This window comes from Streptomyces sp. NPDC019531, from assembly GCF_044903305.1.
Lineage (GTDB): Bacteria > Actinomycetota > Actinomycetes > Streptomycetales > Streptomycetaceae > Streptomyces.
The window spans coordinates 22,872-41,743 of record NZ_JBJDQL010000052.1; the positions used below are offsets into that span (position 1 = coordinate 22,872).

Annotated in this window: 20 protein-coding genes; 15 read left to right on the forward strand and 5 right to left on the reverse strand. The window is 70.5% G+C overall.

Annotation, left to right across the window (positions count from 1 at the left end; all coding sequences use genetic code 11):
- Positions 1 to 196 precede the first annotated feature (196 nt).
- The 10 genes from ACI2L1_RS38585 (at position 197) to ACI2L1_RS38630 (ending at position 11,056) form a co-directional block, all read left to right on the forward strand.
- Complete coding sequence (locus ACI2L1_RS38585; RefSeq protein ID WP_404744111.1) at positions 197 to 2,260, forward strand: tetratricopeptide repeat protein; 2,064 nt, start codon at positions 197 to 199, stop codon at positions 2,258 to 2,260.
- 144 nt (positions 2,261 to 2,404) lie between these two features.
- Positions 2,405 to 3,520 (forward strand): alanine dehydrogenase, encoded by a 1,116-nt coding sequence (ald, locus tag ACI2L1_RS38590; RefSeq protein WP_404744150.1) that lies wholly within the window; start codon positions 2,405 to 2,407, stop codon positions 3,518 to 3,520.
- Positions 3,521 to 3,933: 413 nt separating this feature from the next.
- The gene (locus ACI2L1_RS38595) at positions 3,934 to 5,064 is read left to right on the forward strand and encodes a ParA family protein (RefSeq protein WP_404744112.1); all 1,131 of its coding nucleotides are present in this window, start codon (positions 3,934 to 3,936) and stop codon (positions 5,062 to 5,064) included.
- 41 nt (positions 5,065 to 5,105) lie between these two features.
- Positions 5,106 to 5,612 (forward strand): hypothetical protein, encoded by a 507-nt coding sequence (locus ACI2L1_RS38600; protein WP_404744113.1) that lies wholly within the window; start codon positions 5,106 to 5,108, stop codon positions 5,610 to 5,612.
- A gap of 18 nt (positions 5,613 to 5,630) precedes the next feature.
- The gene (locus ACI2L1_RS38605) at positions 5,631 to 6,686 is read left to right on the forward strand and encodes a segregation and condensation protein A (RefSeq protein ID WP_404744114.1); all 1,056 of its coding nucleotides are present in this window, start codon (positions 5,631 to 5,633) and stop codon (positions 6,684 to 6,686) included.
- Positions 6,683 to 7,327, forward strand: coding sequence for an SMC-Scp complex subunit ScpB (gene scpB / locus ACI2L1_RS38610; RefSeq protein ID WP_404744115.1), 645 nt, complete (start codon positions 6,683 to 6,685; stop codon positions 7,325 to 7,327). Before ACI2L1_RS38605 ends, scpB begins: the two co-directional genes overlap by 4 nt.
- 11 nt (positions 7,328 to 7,338) lie before the next feature.
- Positions 7,339 to 8,460: a pseudouridine synthase gene (locus tag ACI2L1_RS38615; protein ID WP_404744116.1), complete on the forward strand. Its 1,122-nt coding sequence runs from the start codon at positions 7,339 to 7,341 to the stop codon at positions 8,458 to 8,460.
- A gap of 254 nt (positions 8,461 to 8,714) precedes the next feature.
- Complete coding sequence (locus tag ACI2L1_RS38620; protein WP_404744117.1) at positions 8,715 to 9,248, forward strand: TIGR03086 family metal-binding protein; 534 nt, start codon at positions 8,715 to 8,717, stop codon at positions 9,246 to 9,248.
- A gap of 78 nt (positions 9,249 to 9,326) precedes the next feature.
- Positions 9,327 to 10,043: an NUDIX hydrolase gene (locus ACI2L1_RS38625; protein ID WP_404744118.1), complete on the forward strand. Its 717-nt coding sequence runs from the start codon at positions 9,327 to 9,329 to the stop codon at positions 10,041 to 10,043.
- Positions 10,040 to 11,056 (forward strand): ADP-ribosylglycohydrolase family protein, encoded by a 1,017-nt coding sequence (locus tag ACI2L1_RS38630; RefSeq protein WP_404744119.1) that lies wholly within the window; start codon positions 10,040 to 10,042, stop codon positions 11,054 to 11,056. Before ACI2L1_RS38625 ends, ACI2L1_RS38630 begins: the two co-directional genes overlap by 4 nt.
- A gap of 11 nt (positions 11,057 to 11,067) precedes the next feature.
- Here ACI2L1_RS38630 and ACI2L1_RS38635 read toward each other — a convergent pair whose 3' ends face one another.
- From ACI2L1_RS38635 to ACI2L1_RS38645, 3 genes are read right to left on the reverse strand one after another with little or no spacing between them, the layout of a single operon-like run.
- Positions 11,068 to 11,481 carry a Rieske (2Fe-2S) protein gene (locus ACI2L1_RS38635; RefSeq protein WP_404744120.1) on the reverse strand — a complete coding sequence of 138 codons (414 nt, stop codon included), beginning with the start codon at positions 11,479 to 11,481 and terminating at the stop codon, positions 11,068 to 11,070.
- Positions 11,478 to 12,059 carry a DUF6529 family protein gene (locus tag ACI2L1_RS38640; RefSeq protein ID WP_404744121.1) on the reverse strand — a complete coding sequence of 194 codons (582 nt, stop codon included), beginning with the start codon at positions 12,057 to 12,059 and terminating at the stop codon, positions 11,478 to 11,480. The genes ACI2L1_RS38635 and ACI2L1_RS38640 overlap by 4 nt, the downstream gene beginning before the upstream one ends.
- A gap of 22 nt (positions 12,060 to 12,081) precedes the next feature.
- Positions 12,082 to 12,744: a hypothetical protein gene (locus ACI2L1_RS38645; RefSeq protein WP_404744122.1), complete on the reverse strand. Its 663-nt coding sequence runs from the start codon at positions 12,742 to 12,744 to the stop codon at positions 12,082 to 12,084.
- A gap of 232 nt (positions 12,745 to 12,976) precedes the next feature.
- On the opposite strand from ACI2L1_RS38645, the gene aroH reads away from it, so the two are divergent.
- The 5 genes from aroH (at position 12,977) to der (ending at position 17,421) form a co-directional block, all read left to right on the forward strand.
- A complete protein-coding gene (gene aroH / locus ACI2L1_RS38650) occupies positions 12,977 to 13,339 on the forward strand; it encodes a chorismate mutase (RefSeq protein ID WP_404744123.1) in 363 nt (120 codons plus the stop codon).
- Positions 13,336 to 14,421: a prephenate dehydrogenase gene (locus tag ACI2L1_RS38655; protein ID WP_404744124.1), complete on the forward strand. Its 1,086-nt coding sequence runs from the start codon at positions 13,336 to 13,338 to the stop codon at positions 14,419 to 14,421. The genes aroH and ACI2L1_RS38655 overlap by 4 nt, the downstream gene beginning before the upstream one ends.
- 111 nt (positions 14,422 to 14,532) lie before the next feature.
- Positions 14,533 to 15,219 (forward strand): (d)CMP kinase, encoded by a 687-nt coding sequence (cmk, locus tag ACI2L1_RS38660; RefSeq protein WP_404744125.1) that lies wholly within the window; start codon positions 14,533 to 14,535, stop codon positions 15,217 to 15,219.
- Positions 15,220 to 15,272: 53 nt separating this feature from the next.
- Positions 15,273 to 15,860 (forward strand): lysophospholipid acyltransferase family protein, encoded by a 588-nt coding sequence (locus ACI2L1_RS38665; protein WP_404744151.1) that lies wholly within the window; start codon positions 15,273 to 15,275, stop codon positions 15,858 to 15,860.
- Positions 15,861 to 15,939: 79 nt separating this feature from the next.
- Positions 15,940 to 17,421 (forward strand): ribosome biogenesis GTPase Der, encoded by a 1,482-nt coding sequence (der, locus tag ACI2L1_RS38670; protein ID WP_404744126.1) that lies wholly within the window; start codon positions 15,940 to 15,942, stop codon positions 17,419 to 17,421.
- A gap of 48 nt (positions 17,422 to 17,469) precedes the next feature.
- Here der and ACI2L1_RS38675 read toward each other — a convergent pair whose 3' ends face one another.
- Together ACI2L1_RS38675 and ACI2L1_RS38680 are read right to left on the reverse strand one after the other, a co-directional pair.
- A complete protein-coding gene (locus ACI2L1_RS38675; RefSeq protein ID WP_404744127.1) occupies positions 17,470 to 17,793 on the reverse strand; it encodes a hypothetical protein in 324 nt (107 codons plus the stop codon).
- Positions 17,794 to 17,849: 56 nt separating this feature from the next.
- Positions 17,850 to 18,632, reverse strand: a complete 783-nt coding sequence (locus ACI2L1_RS38680; RefSeq protein WP_404744128.1) for a hypothetical protein — start codon at positions 18,630 to 18,632, stop codon at positions 17,850 to 17,852.
- Between the last annotated feature and the right edge of the window lie 240 nt (positions 18,633 to 18,872).

Genomic DNA, 18,872 nt, shown 5'->3' on the forward strand with positions numbered 1-18,872 from the left:
CGGTTCGTCGTGGTTGGTCGCGCAGTTCCCCGCGCCCCTGGCTAGGTCCTACGATCTGTTGATCCGATCAGGGGACTCTGTGCCCGTCACCGTCGTGCTCCACCAGGAACGTTGCACAGCGTGAACTAGGCTCTGAAAAGCCCGAACCGGGGTCACCGGCGGGCTTTGCGCGTGCGGTGGGACGGGAGTGTGGCCCGTGACGGATCAGGCGGTGGACGCAGGCGGCTTGCAGCTGTCGAGTGAGGGCCAGTTCCTGGGGCGGACACGGGAGTTGAAGGAGCTGCTCGCCGACATCGAGCGGGCGGGTCTCGACACGATCTCCGGCAGGAAGGCACCTCGCGCGCGCGTGCTGCTCATCGCGGGCCGTCCCGGGGCCGGCCGAACCGCGCTCGCCGAGGAACTCGTCCGCACGGTCGCCGACCGTTACGACGACGGGGTGCTGCGCGCCCGGCTCAGCGAACCCGACGGCACCCCCGTCCCGGTCGGGAACACCGCCCGCGAACTGCTCACCGCGCTCGACGTGTCGGCACCCGCCGGGGTCGACGAGGACGACCTCACCGCGGTGCTGCGCGAGGCTCTCGCCGACCGTCGCGCACTGCTTCTGCTCGACGACGCGGTGGCCGCGGAGCAGGTGGACGCCCTGCTTCCGGATGCCCCGGAGTGCCTGGTCGTGGCCGTATCGGGGGGTCCGTTGACCGGGATCGCGGACGTCCGTCCGTGCACCCTGGGCGGCCTCGACACCAAGTCCGCGCTGGAGCTGCTGACCCGCCACACCGGGGCGGTCCGCATCACCGTCGACCCGCGCGCGGCCGAGGGACTCGTCGAGGGGTGCCAGGGTCATCCCGCCGCGCTGATGCTGGCCGGGGGCTGGCTCGCCGCCCGGCCGAAGGCCGCCGTCGCCGATCTGGCCAAGCAGCTGCATGCGGAGGGTGACGAGGGAAGCCCGCTCAGCCGGGTCTTCAAGCTGGTCTACACCTCCCTGCCGCCCCCCGCCGCCCGGATACTGCGACTGCTCGCCCTCGCCCCGGCCGGCCTCCTCGACCCGCACACCGCGTCCGCGCTCGCCGGCTGCTCGGTGGGCGGCGCCCGCTCCACCCTCGACGACTTCGTCGCGCTCGGCCTGCTGCACGCGGTGGACTCGCCGATGCCGCAGTACGAGGTCCCCGGCTGTCTGCACCCCCTGCTCAAGGCCCTCGCCGACACCCAGGACCGCCCGGCCGAGCTCCGGCTGGCCCGCGCCCGCATGCTGGAACGGACCGTACGGCTGCTCCAGTCCTCCCGCGCGATCACCGAGACCGACAACCCCGACGCCCGCGAAAAACTCCAGGGCATGCCACGCTCCCTGCGCTTCCCGAGCCCCAGGGCCGCCGAGGACTGGCTGCGCATCCGCCGGCCGGCACTGCTCGCCTCGGCCCGCCTCGCGGTCGCCGACGGGGAGCTGGACACCTTGGCCCGGCGCCTGATGTCGCAGCTCGTGCGCACGATGGTGGCCCACTTCGGGACCAGGGCGGCCGCCCCCGACCTCTACGGCATCCACGGCCTCGTCCTGGACGTGGCCGAGCGGCGCGAGCTGCCTCGCGAGAAGGCCGCCGCGCTCCTGAACCTCGCCGACCTGGACGCCCAGACCGGTCGCACCCGGGAGGCGCTGGCGCGCTATCGGGCGGCTCTGGACGCCGGAAGGGAGGCGAACGACCCGTATGCGACCGGCCGCGCGATGGAATCCGTAGGCGGCGCGCATCTGGAACTCGGGGACTACGACCGGGCCGCCGACTGGTTCGGACGCGCCCTGGCCCAGCGGCTGGCCCGGGACGAGCGGGCGGAGGCCGCCCGGCTGTACGGCCGTATCGCCGCCGCGCACACCTACGCGGGCCGCTACGGCGAGGCGGTCAGGAACTGGCGGGCCGCGCTCGCCGGACACCGCAAGAACGGTGATGTCACCGCGCACGCACGGGCATTGAGCGAGCTCGCCCGGGTCCAGGAGTACGCCGGACACCCCGAGGAGTCGCTGCGCACCTGCCAGGAGGCGGTGGAGTGGGCGCGGCGAGCCGAGGACGTCCGGCTGGAGGCGGCGCTCCAGTTGCGGCTCGCCGACACGCTGGACCGCCTGGGCGATCCCGCGGCCGCCCAGCTGCACCGGGCCGCCGCCGAGCGGCTGCTGGGGGAGGAGCTTTCCCAGGAGGAATCCGGGGCGGAGCAGGCCGACGACGCGAAACAAGGTGCTGACGCCTGCGAAATCCGCAGTACATCCGCTGAAGATTGATGCAATGAAAGGCTAGACAGCGGGAACACCTTCATTAGACTGGCTCTGCCGCACCTTCTCCTGCGGTGCATCCTGGTGTGCTCAAGCATGGCCGGGTATGTGTTGTATTGCCCCACATCCTCTGAGCCAAGGACCGTGATCCACGTGAAGGTCGGCATCCCCCGCGAGGTCAAGAACAACGAGTTCCGGGTGGCCATCACCCCCGCCGGTGTGCACGAGCTGGTGCGCCACGGCCACCAGGTCGTCATCGAGCGGGGCGCCGGGATCGGCTCCTCGATCCCGGACGAGGAGTACGTCGCCGAGGGCGCCCTGATCCTGGACACCGCCGACGAGGTGTGGGCCACCGCCGACCTGCTGCTGAAGGTCAAGGAGCCCGTCGCCGAGGAGTACCACCGCCTGCGCAAGGACCAGACGCTCTTCACCTACCTGCACCTGGCCGCCTCCAAGGAGTGCACCGACGCGCTCATCGAGTCCGGCACCACCGCGATCGCGTACGAGACCGTCGAACTGCCCTCCCGCGCGCTCCCGCTGCTCGCCCCGATGTCCGAGGTCGCCGGCCGGCTCGCCCCGCAGGTCGGCGCCTACCACCTGATGCGCTCGGTCGGCGGTCGCGGTGTCCTGCCCGGTGGTGTCCCCGGCACCCAGCCCGCGCGCGCCGTCGTCATCGGCGGCGGTGTCTCCGGCTGGAACGCCACCCAGATCGCCGTCGGCATGGGCTTCCACGTCACCCTGCTCGACCGCGACATCAACAAGCTCCGCGAGGCCGACAAGGTCTTCGGCACCAAGGTCCGGGCGATCATGTCCAACGCCTTCGAACTGGAGAAGGCCGTCCTGGACGCCGACCTCGTCATCGGCGCCGTCCTCATCCCGGGTGCCAAGGCCCCGAAACTGGTCACCAACGAGCTCGTCGCGCGGATGAAGCCCGGAAGTGTCCTTGTCGACATCGCCATCGACCAGGGCGGCTGCTTCGAGGACTCCCGACCGACCACCCACGCCGAGCCGACCTTCCGGGTCCACGACTCGGTCTTCTACTGCGTCGCCAACATGCCCGGCGCGGTGCCCAACACCTCGACCTACGCGCTCACCAACGCCACGCTGCCGTACATCGTCGAACTCGCCGACCGTGGCTGGGTGGAGGCGCTGCGCCGCGATCCCGCGCTGGCCAAGGGCCTCAACACTCATGACGGCAAGGTCGTTTACCGGGAGGTCGCGGAGGCGCACGGCCTGGAGCACGTGGAGCTCGACACCCTGCTCGGCTGAGCCTCTGACCTCGCCGAACGACTAAGTCACCTTTTCGTAAAGGCGATACGTCAACAAGGCGCGTCAACGACGCACATGCGGCCGGACCTTGCCCCGCAAGGTCCGGCCGCATGTGTGTATGGTCACTTTGCGACTCTCGGTCAACTCGCGTCGAACGTAACCCTTGAACCGATTCGTACACCGGCGAAACCTGCCGTGCGACGGCCGTACGCCCTTGACAGCGGGATGTTTCATTGCCGACACATCCTGCTTGGTCCGGCGGATTGTGTTGCTGTGAACACCCGACACGCCATAGAGTCGCCAACCGTCGGCATGGTGCCACGCTGACCTTGTCTAGAAGTTTCCTGGTCACCAAGGAGGTAAGACGACTTGTGAATGAGTCGACATTTTCTCCCGGGGGTGGTCAACCAGGAATGCCTGCCGAGGCCCAGGGCCACGCGGGGTTCGAGGCTGTCGGCTCCGTCGCGGTGCGCACCTTCGCAGCCCACCAGAGTCGTCCGCAGACCCTGCGGACAGCACACCAGAGCATGGATGGCCATCACGTGAACGCCATGGCCGGCGACGGAAGTGGCGCGCCCCACAACCACTTCGCCGACTACGACGAACTGCCCGAGGGGCACTTCTACGACCCCGACGCCGAGTACGAACCGGATCCGGAGTACGCGGCCACGCTCGCGCCCGACGCGGCCCGCCAGCGCCGTGAGCGCGTGGGCCCGACCGGACGCCCGCTGCCGTACTTCCCGATCCCGGGCCCGCTGACCGACCACGGCCCCGCGAAGATCATCGCGATGTGCAACCAGAAGGGCGGCGTGGGCAAGACGACGTCGACCATCAACCTGGGTGCCGCGCTCGCGGAGTACGGCCGGCGCGTGCTGCTCGTGGACTTCGACCCGCAGGGCGCGCTGTCGGTGGGTCTCGGTGTCAACCCGATGGAGCTCGACCTCACGGTCTACAACCTGCTCATGGAGCGGGGCATGGCGGCCGACGACGTCCTCCTGAAGACCGCGGTCCCCAACATGGACCTGCTGCCGAGCAATATCGACTTGTCGGCGGCCGAGGTCCAGCTGGTCTCCGAGGTCGCCCGAGAGTCGACATTGCAGCGTGCCCTCAAGCCGCTCATGGCCGACTACGACTACATCGTGATCGACTGTCAGCCCTCGCTCGGCCTGCTCACGGTCAACGCCCTGACGGCCGCGCACAAGGTGATAGTGCCTCTGGAGTGCGAGTTCTTCGCCCTGCGAGGTGTCGCACTGCTGACGGAGACCATCGAGAAGGTCCAGGAGCGGCTCAACCCGGACCTGGAGCTCGACGGGATCCTGGCCACGATGTACGACTCGCGCACCGTGCACAGCCGTGAGGTGCTCGCGCGTGTCGTCGAGGCGTTCGACGACCACGTCTACCACACGGTCATCGGGCGCACGGTCCGCTTCCCGGAGACCACGGTCGCCGGTGAGCCGATCACCACCTACGCCTCCAACTCCGTCGGTGCCGCCGCCTATCGCCAGCTCGCCAGGGAGGTGCTCGCCCGGTGTCACGCCGAGTGAGTCTGCCGGGGGCCGACGAACTGTTCCGTACGACAGGGGGGATGGCGCTTCAGTCGTCCACCCCCCGGCGGGGGGCCAACGGCGAGGCCCGGGTACCGGCTCCCGCGGGGGAGTCCGACGGGGCCGCGGCGGCGTCGGAGGACGCGCCGCAGTCCGTGCCCGCGCAGGGCGGGGACGGCGACGGGGCCGAGCATGTGGCGGCCGACGCCGACGCCGGTGAGTCCCGCAGCCGGGCCGCGGAGCGCTCCGCGCGCGGTCAAGGGGCGCAGGAAGGTTCTGCCTCCGATGCCGCGCAGCCCCGTGGCAAGCGCGGTCGCGCCGCCTCGCGGCGGCCTAGTGGGCGGGAACGGCACGACGAGAAGATCACCGTGTACGTGTCGGCCGAGGAGCTCATGGATCTGGAGCACGCCCGTCTTGTGCTCCGGGGCGAGCACGGGCTGGCGGTGGATCGCGGGCGGATCGTGCGCGAGGCCGTCGCCGTGGTGCTGGCGGATCTGGAGTCCCGCGGGGACGCGAGCATTCTCGTCCGCCGGCTGCGTGGGCGGTAGCGGTAGCCTGCGGGGGTTATGACCTCGAACGACGTTTCTTCCGGTGCCGGTTCCGGCGGGCGGCGGCGTGTGCTGGGGCGGGGGCCGGGAGGTCCGTCTGTACCTGAGGTCGAGTCCGGGCCTGAGGCCGGTGGGCCGCCGTTGTGCCCACCCGTTCCTCCCCCAGAGCCTGAAGGGCCTGGGGGGACCCCCAGCGGAACGCCTGCCCACAACGGCGGCGGTGACCAAGAAGAGCCGCCCGCTGCCGAACCCCGGGAAGACACCTCCGACGGTGTCTTCAAGGTGCGGCTCGCCAACTTCGAGGGGCCCTTCGATCTCCTCCTCCAGCTGATCTCCAAGCACAAGCTGGATGTGACCGAGGTCGCGCTCTCCAAGGTCACCGACGAGTTCATGGCGTACATCCGGGCCATGGGGCCGGACTGGGATCTCGACGAGACGACCGAGTTCCTCGTAGTCGCCGCCACCCTTCTCGACCTCAAGGCCGCGCGGCTGCTGCCCGCCGCCGAAGTCGAGGACGAGGCCGATCTCGCCCTCCTCGAAGCGCGGGACCTGCTCTTCGCGCGGTTGCTCCAGTACCGCGCCTACAAGCAGATCGCCGACATCTTCAACCGGCGCCTCGACGAGGAGGCCCGGCGCTATCCCCGTACCGTCGGGCTTGAGCCGCATCACGCCGAGCTGCTGCCCGAGGTCGTCATCAGCATCGGGGCCGAGGGGTTCGCGAAGCTCGCCGTGAAGGCGATGCAGCCCAAGCCCAAGCCGCAGGTGTACGTCGACCACATTCACGCGCCGCTGGTGAGCGTCCAGGAGCAGGCCGGGATCGTGGTCGCGCGGCTCAAGGAACTCGGTGAGGCCAGTTTCCGCCTGCTGGTGGAGGATGCCGACGGCACCCTGACCGTCGTGGCGAGGTTTCTCGCGCTGCTGGAGCTGTACCGGGAGAAGGCCGTCGCGCTGGACCAGGAGACCGCCCTCGGCGAGCTGATCGTGCGGTGGACCGGCGGTGAGGGGGAGTCCGAGCCGGTGGTGACCGACGAGTTCGACCGACCGCCCGAGCCGCCCAAGGAGGAGAAGGCATGAGCGAGGAGACCACCGACGTGCCGGCGGGGCTGCTCAGCGTCGCCGACCTCGATCTGAAGCCGGCCCTGGAGGCCGTCCTCATGGTCGTGGACGAGCCCGCGACCGTGGAACACCTCTCGAAGATCCTTGAGCGGCCGAAGCGGCAGATCACCAAGGCGCTGCGGGAGCTGGCGGGCGAGTACGCCGCACAGGGGCGCGGCTTCGAACTGCGGCACGTCGCGAACGGCTGGCGTTTCTACAGCCGGGCCGCGTACGCCCCGGCCGTGGAGCGCTTCGTCCTGGACGGGCAGCAGGCCCGGCTCACCCAGGCCGCGCTGGAGACGCTGGCGGTGGTCGCGTACCGCCAGCCGGTCAGCCGCAGCAGGGTCTCCGCGGTGCGCGGAGTGAACTGTGACGGTGTGATGCGCACCCTTCTCCAGCGGGGTCTGGTGGCGGAGGCGGGCACGGAACCCGAAACAGGTGCGATCCTGTACGTGACGACGAACTACTTCCTGGAGCGGATGGGCCTGCGCGGTCTGGACGAGCTCCCGGAGCTCGCGCCCTTCCTCCCGGAGGCGGAGGCGATCGAGGCCGAGACCCAGGAAGCCGTACCGTCGTTCGATCCGGACGCTCCGGATTCCGAGGACACAGACGACGACTAGACGGAAATTTGATGCGAAGCAGCAGCGGCAGGAACAGCAGCGGAAACAACGGCGGGAGCCGTGGTGGCAACAGCGGCGGCCGCGGCGGGAGCAGCGGGGGCCGCGGTAACTACCGTGGTGCCGGCAACGACCGCGACGACAAACAGGGCGGCCGGCCGCAGAAGCCCCGCCCCGAGGAGCGCCGCTACGACGTGGGCCCCGGTGCCTCCCCGGAGGGTCCGAAGTCGGGGCGCGGCGCCTCGGCGCGCGGTGGCGCGAAGGGCGGGCCCAAGCAGGGTCAGGGTACCGGGCGCGGCCGTTGGGCTCCGGCGAGTTCGCGTGAGTACGACGCCCGGGCCGAGGAGCGCAACCGGGAGCGGTACGCCGGCAAGAAGGACGTGAAGCCGCCGAAGACCTTCCCGGGCGCCGAGCAGGAGGGCGAGCGGCTGCAGAAGATCCTCGCGCGCGCGGGTTACGGCTCGCGGCGGTCCTGCGAGGAGCTCATCGAGCAGGCGCGGGTCGAGGTCAACGGCGAGATCGTCCTGGAGCAGGGCAAGCGGGTCGACCCGGAGAAGGACGAGGTCAGGGTTGACGGCCTGACCGTGGCGACGCAGACGTACCAGTTCTTCTCGCTGAACAAGCCGGCCGGTGTCGTCTCCACCATGGAGGACAACGAGGGCCGGCAGTGCCTCGGCGACTACGTCACCAACCGCGAGACGCGGCTCTTCCACGTGGGTCGGCTCGACACCGAGACCGAGGGCGTCATCCTGCTCACCAACCACGGTGAGCTGGCCCACCGGTTGACCCACCCCAAGTACGGCGTGAAGAAGGTCTACCTCGCGCACATCGTGGGCCCGATCCCGCGGGACCTGGGCAAGCAGCTCAAGGACGGCATCCAGCTGGAGGACGGGTACGCGCGCGCGGACCACTTCCGGGTGGTCGAGCAGACCGGCAAGAACTACCTGGTCGAGGTGACCCTCCACGAGGGGCGCAAGCACATCGTGCGCCGCATGCTCGCCGAGGCCGGCTTCCCGGTCGACAAGCTGGTGCGGGTCGCCTTCGGTCCCATCACCCTGGGCGACCAGAAGTCGGGCTGGCTGCGGCGGCTGTCCAACACCGAGGTCGGGATGCTGATGAAGGAAGTCGATCTGTAGGCCCCGTCCACGCGCGTGTGCGGCCGGTTCCGGAGAACTCCGGGACCGGCCGATGTGTTTTCGCCCTCCCGGCGGTCTGTATCCGTGACGGAGGGAGTGGGGATGGACGCGAGGACAGGGATGCGGGACGAGGCTGGTCCGGCCACGCTGGAGGGCCGTATGCGGCCTTCGTGGACGGCCGGGCTCCCCGGGGCCCGAGAGAGCTCTGTGGAGCCGCCGAGGAGCCGTTCCGGCGGCCTGGCGGAGGTGCTGTCATGAGTGCGGGGGAGCTGCTGGAGCGTTCGCTGTCCTACACGCTGGGCAGCGTGGCGGGGGCCCGGGCCGTGGGCCTCGGCAGGGGCACGCCGTGTGCGCAGTGGAACCTGGGGGAGCTGCTCGGGCATCTGGACGACTCCTTGGACGCCCTGTATGAGGGGTTGACCGGCGGGCGCATCGGGCTCTTCCCGCACGCCGACCGGGTCTGCGGCTTCCGCACACGCGCGTGTGCCGTGCTCGGCGCCTGGGCGGCCGGGCCGCCGGAGGAGGTGCTGGTGGGCGAACGGCCTTTGGACGTGCGGGTGATGGCCGCCGTCGGTGCTGTCGAGATCACCGTGCACGGGTGGGACGTGGCCCGGGCCTGTGAGCGGCCGAGGCCCATTCCGGACGGCCTCGCGGCCGAACTGCTGTCCGTCGCGCAGTGCGTGGTGGGGGAGGAGGACCGGGGCGGACGGTTCGCCCGTCCCGTCGCCGTATCGCCCCGCGCGCGTGCCGAGACACGGCTGCTGGCCTTCCTGGGGCGGCGGCTCTAGGGGCTTGTCGAACTCCCTCGCCCCCTTTATAGTCGTAGTGACTATTAGTCATGCTGACCATAAAGGGGGCGGGCGCGAGTGGACTACGACAAGTACGCCTTCGAACCCTTCGCGGTCACCGTCGACCTCGCCGTCCTCACCGTCGCCGAGGGCGCGTTGCACGTGCTGCTCGTCGAGCGGGGGCAGGAGCCCTACGCCGGGCACTGGGCGCTGCCCGGCGGGTTCGTGCATCCGGACGAGTCCGCGGAGACCGCGGCCCGGCGTGAACTCGCCGAGGAGACCGGGCTGGCGGATGTCTCCGGACTGCATCTGGAACAGCTGCGGACCTACAGCGAGCCGGACCGCGACCCCCGGATGCGGGTCGTCTCCGTCGCCTTCGCCGCGCTGCTGCCCGATCCGCCCGAGCCGCACGGCGGCAGCGACGCGGCCGAGGCCCGCTGGGTGCCGTACGAGAAGGCGGGAACTCTCGCCTTCGACCACGACCGGATCCTGGCCGACGCCCATGAACGCGTCGGCGCCAAGCTGGAGTACACCTGCCTCGCGACCGCCTTCTGCCCGCCCGAGTTCACCCTCGGCGAGCTCCAGCAGGTGTACGAGACCGTGTGGGGCACCGCCCTCGACCGGCCCAACTTCCGCCGCAAGGTGCTCGCCACACCCGGCTTCGTCGAGGCCGTCCCCGGCGTCGCGCGACTGACCGGCGGGCGCGGAAAACCGGCCGCGCTCTACCGCGCGGGACCCGCCACATCCCTGCATCCCCCTCTCCTCCGACCGTCCCCGGAAGGACGCCCCGCATGACCACCATCCTCACCAAGCGCGCCGCCACCGGAACGCTCGTCGGCCTCGCCCTCGGAGACGCGCTCGGCTTCCCGGCCGAGTTCCACGACGTGCGATCGATCCTCGCCATGTGCGGGCCGTGGCGGGAGATGGATCTGCCGACGCCCGCGTTCGTCACCGACGACACGCAGATGACCCTGGCGTTGGGGAGGGGGCTGAGGTCGGCCATGGACCGGGGGGTGCTCGGGCCCGAGATGGCGGAGCCGGTCCGGCGGGAGTTCATCGCGTGGAACCGCTCCCCGGAGAACAACCGCGCCCCCGGCAACACCTGCCTCAGGGCGTGCGACCTGCTGGAGCGCACGGATCTGCCCTGGCAGGAAGCGAGCCAGATCGGCTCCAAGGGCTGCGGCGCCAACATGCGCGTCGCGCCCGTCGGCCTCATCCCCGGGCTCAGTGACGGGCAGCGTGCGGGTGCCGCCCAGTTGCAGTCCGCGCTCACCCATGGGCACCCGACGGCACTGGCCGCGTCCGACCTCACCGCGCGTGCCGTACGACTGCTCCTGCAGGGGGCCGAGCCGGGGGAACTGGTCGGGCTGCTGCGGTCGTACGCCCTGGTGAACCGGGGTCAGTACCACGAGCGTTGGCTCGGCGACCTGTGGACCCGCAGCCAGGACCCGACGCCCGGGCAGTTCATCGCGCGCGGCTGGGACGACTGCCTGACGGTCCTGGACCTGCTGGACGACGCCGTGCGCACGGCCTCGCCCGAGGACGACCCGTGCCGGGCCACCGGCGCGGGATGGGTGGCCGAAGAGGCCCTGGCCACGGGGCTGTTGTGCTTCCTCCAGTTCCCGGACGAGCCGCTGACGGCCTTGCGGCGGGCCGCTTGCAGCTCCGGGGACTCCGACTCGATCGCCTGTCTGACGGGCGCCTTCGCGGGCGCCCATCTCGGGGCGGACGCCTGGCCCGTGGAATGGGCCGACCGGATCGAGTACGGCAGTGAGCTGGTGACGCTCGGGGCGCTCTGGGACGCCTAGCTCTGGGACGCTCAGGCGAGCTGGATCGAGTCCCCGCTGACCTTGATCTGCTTCTCGGACAGCGGCTTGTTGGCCGGTGGGTTCGCCACCGAGCCGTCCGCGATGTTGTACTTGCTGCCGTGGCAGGGGCAGTTGATGGTGCCGTCGGACACGCTGGTCACCTGGCAGCCCTGGTGGGTGCAGATGTCCGAGAAGGCCTTGAACTCGCCCTCCTTCGGCTGGGTGACGACGACCTTCTCGTCCTTGAAGATCTTTCCGCCGCCCACCGGGATCTCGCTCGTCTTCGCCAGTTCGGTGCCGGCGGACGCCTCCACCGAACTGGACCCGGAATCGCTGTTCTCGTTGCCGTACTCGCCGCAGCCGACGGTCAGTGTGGCCGCGCCCGTCGCGAGAAGGACCGTGCGGCGCGTCGGGCTCTGCGTCATGTCGTCACTCCGAAGGTGCGGAAGAACCAGAGGGCCGAGGTCAGCCAGAGAATTGTGAGCGCCGTGAAGACGAGCCCGCCGACGATCGGGAGCAGCCATCCGGGGAGTCGCTCCGAGCGGAGCAGCAGCATCTTGGCACTGAAGACACCGAAGAAGAAGCACCCGAAGAGCGAGTGCCACAGAACGCGTGATTCGTACGACTGGTAGCCCAGCGCGTACAGACAGTGCACCGCGACCGGCACCGCGACGAGAAACGCCACACGGCCGGACCAGCGGTGCAGGGTGGACGACCACGCCGGGCCCGGCAGCTTGCCGTACACCATCAGGGCCGAGACGAGCTGCACGAGCGCGAAGAAGAACGCGACCGTCGCGAGCCATGACTTCACCGCGCCCGTGCTACTGAAGCCCGCGAGGTTGAAGGCCGTCCCCGTCGGGTCGTGGACCTTGCCGTACGCGCCCAGGGCGACCGCCACCGCGGCGGCGACCAGGGCCGGGACCATATAGCGGGCCGGGCTGGGGCGGTGCTCGGGTTCGGGCGAGGGCCAGCTCTGCGTGGCGGCGTTCGGGTCGACGGTCATGATCGGCTCCCTCGGGCGGAGGTCAGGGGGTTACCGGACGGGCCGTGAGCTGCTGTCCGTCGACCGTCACCGCACCGGTCTCCGGGTCGATCTCGGGTGCCGGGGACGGCTTGCCGTCGCGCTTGAGAATGCCGACCTGCTCGCCTTCCGGCAGGAGGATCCAGCCGCCTTCGATCTTCGCGCCGGCCACCGTGCTGTTCGCCCGGTACAGACCGGACGGCTTCTTCGCCTTGTCGACGGTGAAGGCGTAGCTTCCGCTGCCGACGTTGGCCGTGCCGCGGATCTCCCTGGTGCCCTTCACCATGCCTTCCAGGCTAGCCCCGCCCTTGCCGTTGAGCTTCAGGCTGCCGTCGTCCTTCACGTCGCCCTGCAGCCAGGACTCGACGTTCTTGCCGTCGCAGACGTACGCGATCGCCTTGTCGTCGCGCACCGTGATCGCGACGGCCGAGGAGTCGTCGTCGGTACGGCCCGCGTAGACGCCCTCGGGCACGGGCGCCGCCGACGGTGAGGGGCTGGGCGGCGGGGTCGTCTTCGTCGGCGCGGTGCTCGGTGACGCCTTGGTGCTCGGCGACGGCTTCACGGACGCCGACGTCGGCTTCTCACCCGTCGTGGCGTTGAGCGAGAGCATGAACAGGCCGACCAGCAATCCCGCGAGCAGCGTGAGCAAAGGTCCGGAACGCTTCATGTAAGGGGCCTCCCCCGAGGCGAGTTTCCTGCCATGAGAGCGGACTCGGAGCCCCGAGTCCAGAGGCGCACAGGCGTGTTTTCACCCCAAGTAGCGGGACTGTGACATTCGGGTGACATTGGCACGGTCTGAGAGGCCATCTCACGGGGCGGGCGCGGTGCGCCCACCCCGTGCGGGCTGACTAGGCTGGTTGTGCAAAGAGCCGGGTTGTACATCAGCAAGGAGCAACGTCGTGGCGGTACGAGCGGTCCGGGGCGCCGTCCAACTCGAAGAGGACGAGGCCGGCCACATGGACGAGCAGGTCGGGGCGCTGCTCACCGCCATCATGGAGCGGAACGAGCTGACCGCGGACGACCTGATCAGCATCTGGTTCACGGCCACGCCCGACCTGCACAGCGACTTCCCGGCGGCCGCCGCCCGCAAGCTCGGCATCGTGGACGTCCCGCTGATCTGCGCCCAGGAGCTCGACATCAAGGGCGCGATGCCCCGCGTGGTCCGAGTTCTCGCGCACATAGAGTCCGACCGGTCCCGTGCCGACATCGCCCACGTCTACCTCGGCGCCGCGGCCGCCCTGCGCAAGGACATCGCGCAGTGAGGACCGCACTCGTCATCGGGACCGGCCTCATCGGCACGTCCGCCGCGCTGGCGCTGGCGGGGCGCGGTGTCACCGTGCACCTCGCCGACCACGACCCCGAGCAGGCCCGTACGGCGGCCGCGCTCGGCGCCGGCACGGACGAGGCGCCCGAGGGGCCCGTCGACCTCGCGATCGTCGCCGCGCCGCCCGCGCACGTGGCCGGGGTGCTCGCCGAGGCCATGCGGCGGGGCGTCGCCCGCGGGTACATCGACGTGGCCAGCGTCAAGGGCGGGCCACGACGGGAGCTGGAGGGGCTCGGGCTCGACCTGTCCTCGTACATCGGTACGCATCCGATGTCCGGGCGGGAGAAGTCGGGACCGCTGGCCGCCACCGGTGACCTCTTCGAGGGGCGGCCCTGGGTGCTGACGCCCACCCGGGACACCGACACCGAGGTGCTGAACCTCGCCCTGGAACTGGTCTCGCACTGCCGTGCCGTACCGGTGGTCATGGACGCCGACGCCCACGACCGCGCGGTGGCGCTCGTCTCCCACATGCCCCATCTGGTGTCCAGCATGGTCGCCGCGCGTCTGGAGCACGCCGAGGAGGCCGCCGTACGACTGTGCGGGCAGGGGATCCGGGATGTGACCCGGATCGCCGCGTCCGACCCCGCCATGTGGATCGACATCCTCTCCGCCAACCCCGGGCCGGTCGCCGATCTGCTCACCGATGTCGCCGGGGACCTGGAGGAGACGGTCCGGGCGCTGCGGGCGCTCCAGTCCGCCGACGAGTCCAAGCGGGGGGAAGGCGCCTCCGGGATCGAGCACGTGCTGCGGCGGGGGAACGCCGGGCAGGTGCGGGTGCCCGGCAAGCACGGGTCCGCTCCGCGGGCGTACGAGGTCGTGGCCGTGCTCATCGACGACCAGCCGGGGCAGCTGGCCCGGATCTTCGCGGATGCGGGGCGGGCCGGGGTCAACATCGAGGACGTACGGATCGAGCACGCGACCGGGCAGCAGGCCGGTCTGGTGCAGCTGATGGTGGAGCCGCAGGCCGCGCCGGTGCTGTCGGCCGCGCTGCGGGAGCGGGGCTGGGCGATCCGGCAGTGATCAGCCGGATCATCCGTCTGTAGGACGGGGTCCGGGGAGCCAGTAACCTTATGCGGGGCACAGTCGCGCCCCCACACCACTCGCCACACCGCACCCGAAAGGTGTCCCCCCGTGGAAAACGGCGCCGCCGAGCCCGTGATTGTCGCCATTGACGGCCCCTCCGGCACGGGCAAGTCGAGCACCTCCAAGGCTGTCGCCGCACAGCTGGGCCTGAGCTACCTGGACACCGGGGCCCAGTACCGGGCGATCACCTGGTGGATGGTGGCCAACGGGATCGACATCGAGGACCCGTCCGCGATCGCCGCCGTGGCCGGGAAGGCGGAGATCGTCTCCGGTACCGACCCGGAGAACCCGACGATCACCGTCGACGGCACGGACGTGGCCGCTGCGATCCGGACGCAGGAGGTCACCTCCAAGGTCAGCGCCGTGAGCGCGGTACCCGAGGTGCGGGCCCGGATCACCGAGCTCCAGCGCTCTCTCGCGACCTCCGCCGAGAAGGGCATCGTCGTCGAGGGGCGGGACATCGGCACGACCGTGCTGCCCGACGCCGACCTCAAGGTCTTCCTCACCGCCTCTCCGGAGGCCCGCGCCGCCCGCCGCAGCGGGGAGCTCAAGGGCGCCGACGTCAACGCCACCCGTGAGGCCCTGATCAAGCGGGACGCGGCCGACTCCAGCCGGAAGACCTCGCCGCTCGCCAAGGCGGACGACGCGGTCGAGGTGGACACCACCGAGCTCACCCTCGCGCAGGTCATAGAGTGCGTCGTGACTCTGGTCGAGGAGAAGCGGGCCGGGAAGTGACCGTTCCTTCGAAGAGGGGTGCCGAGGTCGGGCGGCGGATCGGCGTCGGCCTGATGTACGGGCTGTGGAAGCCGCGGGTGCTGGGTGCCTGGAAGGTCCCCGCGACCGGCCCGGTGATCCTCGCGGTCAACCACTCCCACAACATCGACGGCCCTATGGTCATCGGCGTGGCGCCCCGGCCCTCGCACTTCCTGGTCAAGAAGGAGGCGTTCGTCGGTCCTCTCGACCCGTGCATGACACGCCTCGGCCAGATCAAGGTCGACCGTGACACCACCGACCGGACGGCCGTCATGCGAGCGCTGGGCGTGCTGGAGAACGGCGGTGTCCTCGGGATCTTCCCGGAGGGCACCCGCGGCGAGGGCGACTTCGCCGCGCTGCGCGCCGGGCTCGCGTACTTCGCCGTACGCAGCGGAGCGCCGATCGTCCCGGTCGCGGTCCTGGGAAGCACCGACCGGCCCGGCCGGTTGATAAAGGCGCTGCCTCCGCTGCGCAGCCGCGTGGACGTCGTCTTCGGCGACCCCTTCGAGGCGGGCGACGGCAGCGGACGGCGTACGCGCAAGGCACTGGACGAGGCGACCGAGCGCATCCAGAAGCAGCTGAGCAGTCACCTGGAAAACGCCAGGCGCCTCACCGGGCGCTAGGCCACACTGAGTAGTGGATCAATCCGGCGAAAGGGTCGGAGGGTTCACCGATTACCACGATGAACGAGGTACGGACTTCATGAACGACCACATCCACTCCGAGGGCTCGGGCGAGGAGCACGACCACGGGGCGCTTGGCGACGCCGAGTACGCGGAGTTCATGGAGCTCGCCGCGGTAGAGGGCTTCGACATCGAGGACGTCGAGGGCGCCATCGAGGCGGCCGGTCACGGGCCGCTGCCCGTGCTCGCCGTCGTCGGCCGCCCGAACGTCGGCAAATCGACCCTCGTCAACCGCATCATCGGGCGGCGCGAGGCCGTCGTGGAGGACAAGCCGGGCGTCACCCGCGACCGCGTCACCTATGAGGCCGAGTGGGCGGGCCGGCGTTTCAAGGTCGTCGACACCGGCGGCTGGGAGCAGGACGTCCTCGGCATCGACGCCTCCGTGGCCGCGCAGGCCGAGTACGCCATCGAGGCGGCCGACGCCGTGGTGTTCGTCGTCGACGCCAAGGTCGGCGCCACCGACACCGACGAGGCGGTCGTACGACTGCTGCGCAAGGCCGGCAAGCCCGTGGTGCTGGCGGCCAACAAGGTGGACGGCCTGAGCGGCGAGTCCGACGCTGCGTATCTGTGGTCCCTGGGTCTGGGCGAGCCGCATCCGGTCTCCGCGCTGCACGGCCGGGGCACCGGCGACATGCTCGACGCCGTCCTGGAGGCGCTGCCGGAGGCGCCCGAGCAGACCTTCGGGGGCGCCGGGATCGGCGGCCCCCGCCGGATCGCGCTGATCGGCCGCCCGAACGTCGGCAAGTCCTCGCTGCTCAACAAGGTGGCCGGCGAGGAGCGGGTCGTCGTCAACGAACAGGCCGGCACCACCCGTGACCCGGTCGACGAGCTCATCGAACTCGGCGGTGTCACCTGGAAGTTCGTCGACACGGCCGGTATCCGCAAGCGGGTCCACCTCCAGCAGGGCGCCGACTACTACGCCTCGCTGCGCACCGCCGCCGCCGTCGAGAAGGCCGAGGTGGCGGTCATCCTGATCGACGGCTCCGAGTCCATCTCGGTCCAGGACCAGCGGATCGTCACCATGGCCGTGGACGCGGGCCGCGCCATCGTCATCGCCTACAACAAGTGGGACACCCTCGACGAGGAGCGCCGCTACTACCTGGAGCGGGAGATCGAGACCGAGCTCGGCCAGGTGGCGTGGGCGCCGCGGGTCAACGTCTCGGCGCGCACCGGGCGCCACATGGAGAAGCTGGTCCCGGCGATCGAGGCCGCCCTCGCCGGCTGGGAGACCCGAGTCCCCACCGGCCGCCTGAACGCCTTCCTCGGCGAACTGGTCGCAGCCCACCCGCACCCGATCCGGGGCGGCAAGCAGCCGCGCATCCTCTTCGGCACCCAGGCCGGCACCAAGCCGCCGCGGTTCGTGCTCTTCGCCTCCGGCTTCATCGAGGCGGGCTACCGGCGCTTCATCGAGCGTCGGCTGCGCGAGGAGTTCGGCTTCGAGGGCACCCCGATCCATATCTCGGTGCGGGTGCGCGAGAAGCGCGGCGCCAAGAAGAAGTGACGTACGCATGAGGAAGGGCGGCCCGGTCGGGCCGCCCTTCCTCATGTCTCAGATCCCTCTGCGCGGTCCGGGTGGCAGCGCTGCCGGGACGTGGTGCATCCCGGTGTGCTGCTGCCCGATGTGTCCCACCCGCTGCCACTGCGACTGCTGGCGGGCGCTGAACGCCCCCGCGCTGTAGGCGCTGTACGAGCTGCTGAAAGAGCCCGATGCGTGCGGGATGTCCCCGAACGCGGTGAAGCCCAGCTCCTCCTCGCCGCTGCGGTCACCCGGCAGCGAACGGAAGGCCTTGACGTACTCGGAGTAGAGCGCGTCGTAGATCGGCGTGGCCGATGGTCCGCCGGGAAACCGGCGCGGAGCGTCGTATGCGTGCACGTATGTTCAAACGACACCGGGACGGCCGGGATGCGGGTGTGCGTTCAGAGGTGCCCTCAGATGCCCGCGAGCGGCATGGCCGCCGCGACCAACTTGCCGTTCGCCGCCGCCTTGTCGAGCGCGCCCCGCAGCAGGTCCTCACGCGGCTGTCGCCCGATGGACCCCGCTGGCGCGGCGAACATCAGCACCTGCTGGTGCTTGTTGGCCGCGGCCCGCCAGCTCTCCGTGACCTGGAGCGGCTGGTGCGCCTGCCACCAGGCCACCGGCTGCCCGCCGTTCGCCGAGGGCTGCAGCACGGCGTGCAGCTGACCCACGGCCAGCAGCACCGACCACCCGTGCAGCACCGGCGGCGCCGACTCGATCGCCGTCAGCGGCATGAACCCCTGCTCGATCAACAGCGGCAGGAAGTCGTCACCGAACCCCGTCGCGCCCGGCCGCACGATCGGCCCGGTCGGCTCCACGACCAGCGCCGGGTGCAACTCCCCGGCGATCAGGATGAGTCCGCTGGTGACCCCGAGCACCGCCTGCTCGGGTACGACCTTGTCGGGGTCCAGGTCGACGGTGTCGCCGGTGATGGACTTCACGGCGCCCTGGAGCTGCTCCTCGGTGACCTGAACGACCTGCGAGGGCAGACAGGACGCGTGGGCGAAGGCCAGGACGGCGGTCTCGTCGCCGACGAACAGGACGGTGCTGGTGCGCTCCTGTGCGGAGTCGCCCTGGGTGCGGCAGGACGTGCAGTCGTAACTGCCGGGGGCGTTCTGTCCGGCGAGCAGCCGGTCGGCTTCTTCGTCGCCGATCTCGGCGCGAACCTCGTCGCTGACGTCGAGCATGCGCGGCACGGGTGACTCCCTCGGGAAGCGGTGCCCGGGTGGGTCCCGGGCTCATAAAGAAGACAACGGGTGATCTGTGGCGGGAGTCACGCCCCAGAGCGAACGGAATCGAACCATCCACCGCGCAGGGTCACCTCGGGTGCGGAATCGGGCACTCAGTGTCAAGTCGTTGGAAACCAAAGGAAGTTGGTTGCGTGAACTGGGTCACAGATCGACTGGGCGACTGGTCGACAAATCAGGAAATCAGCG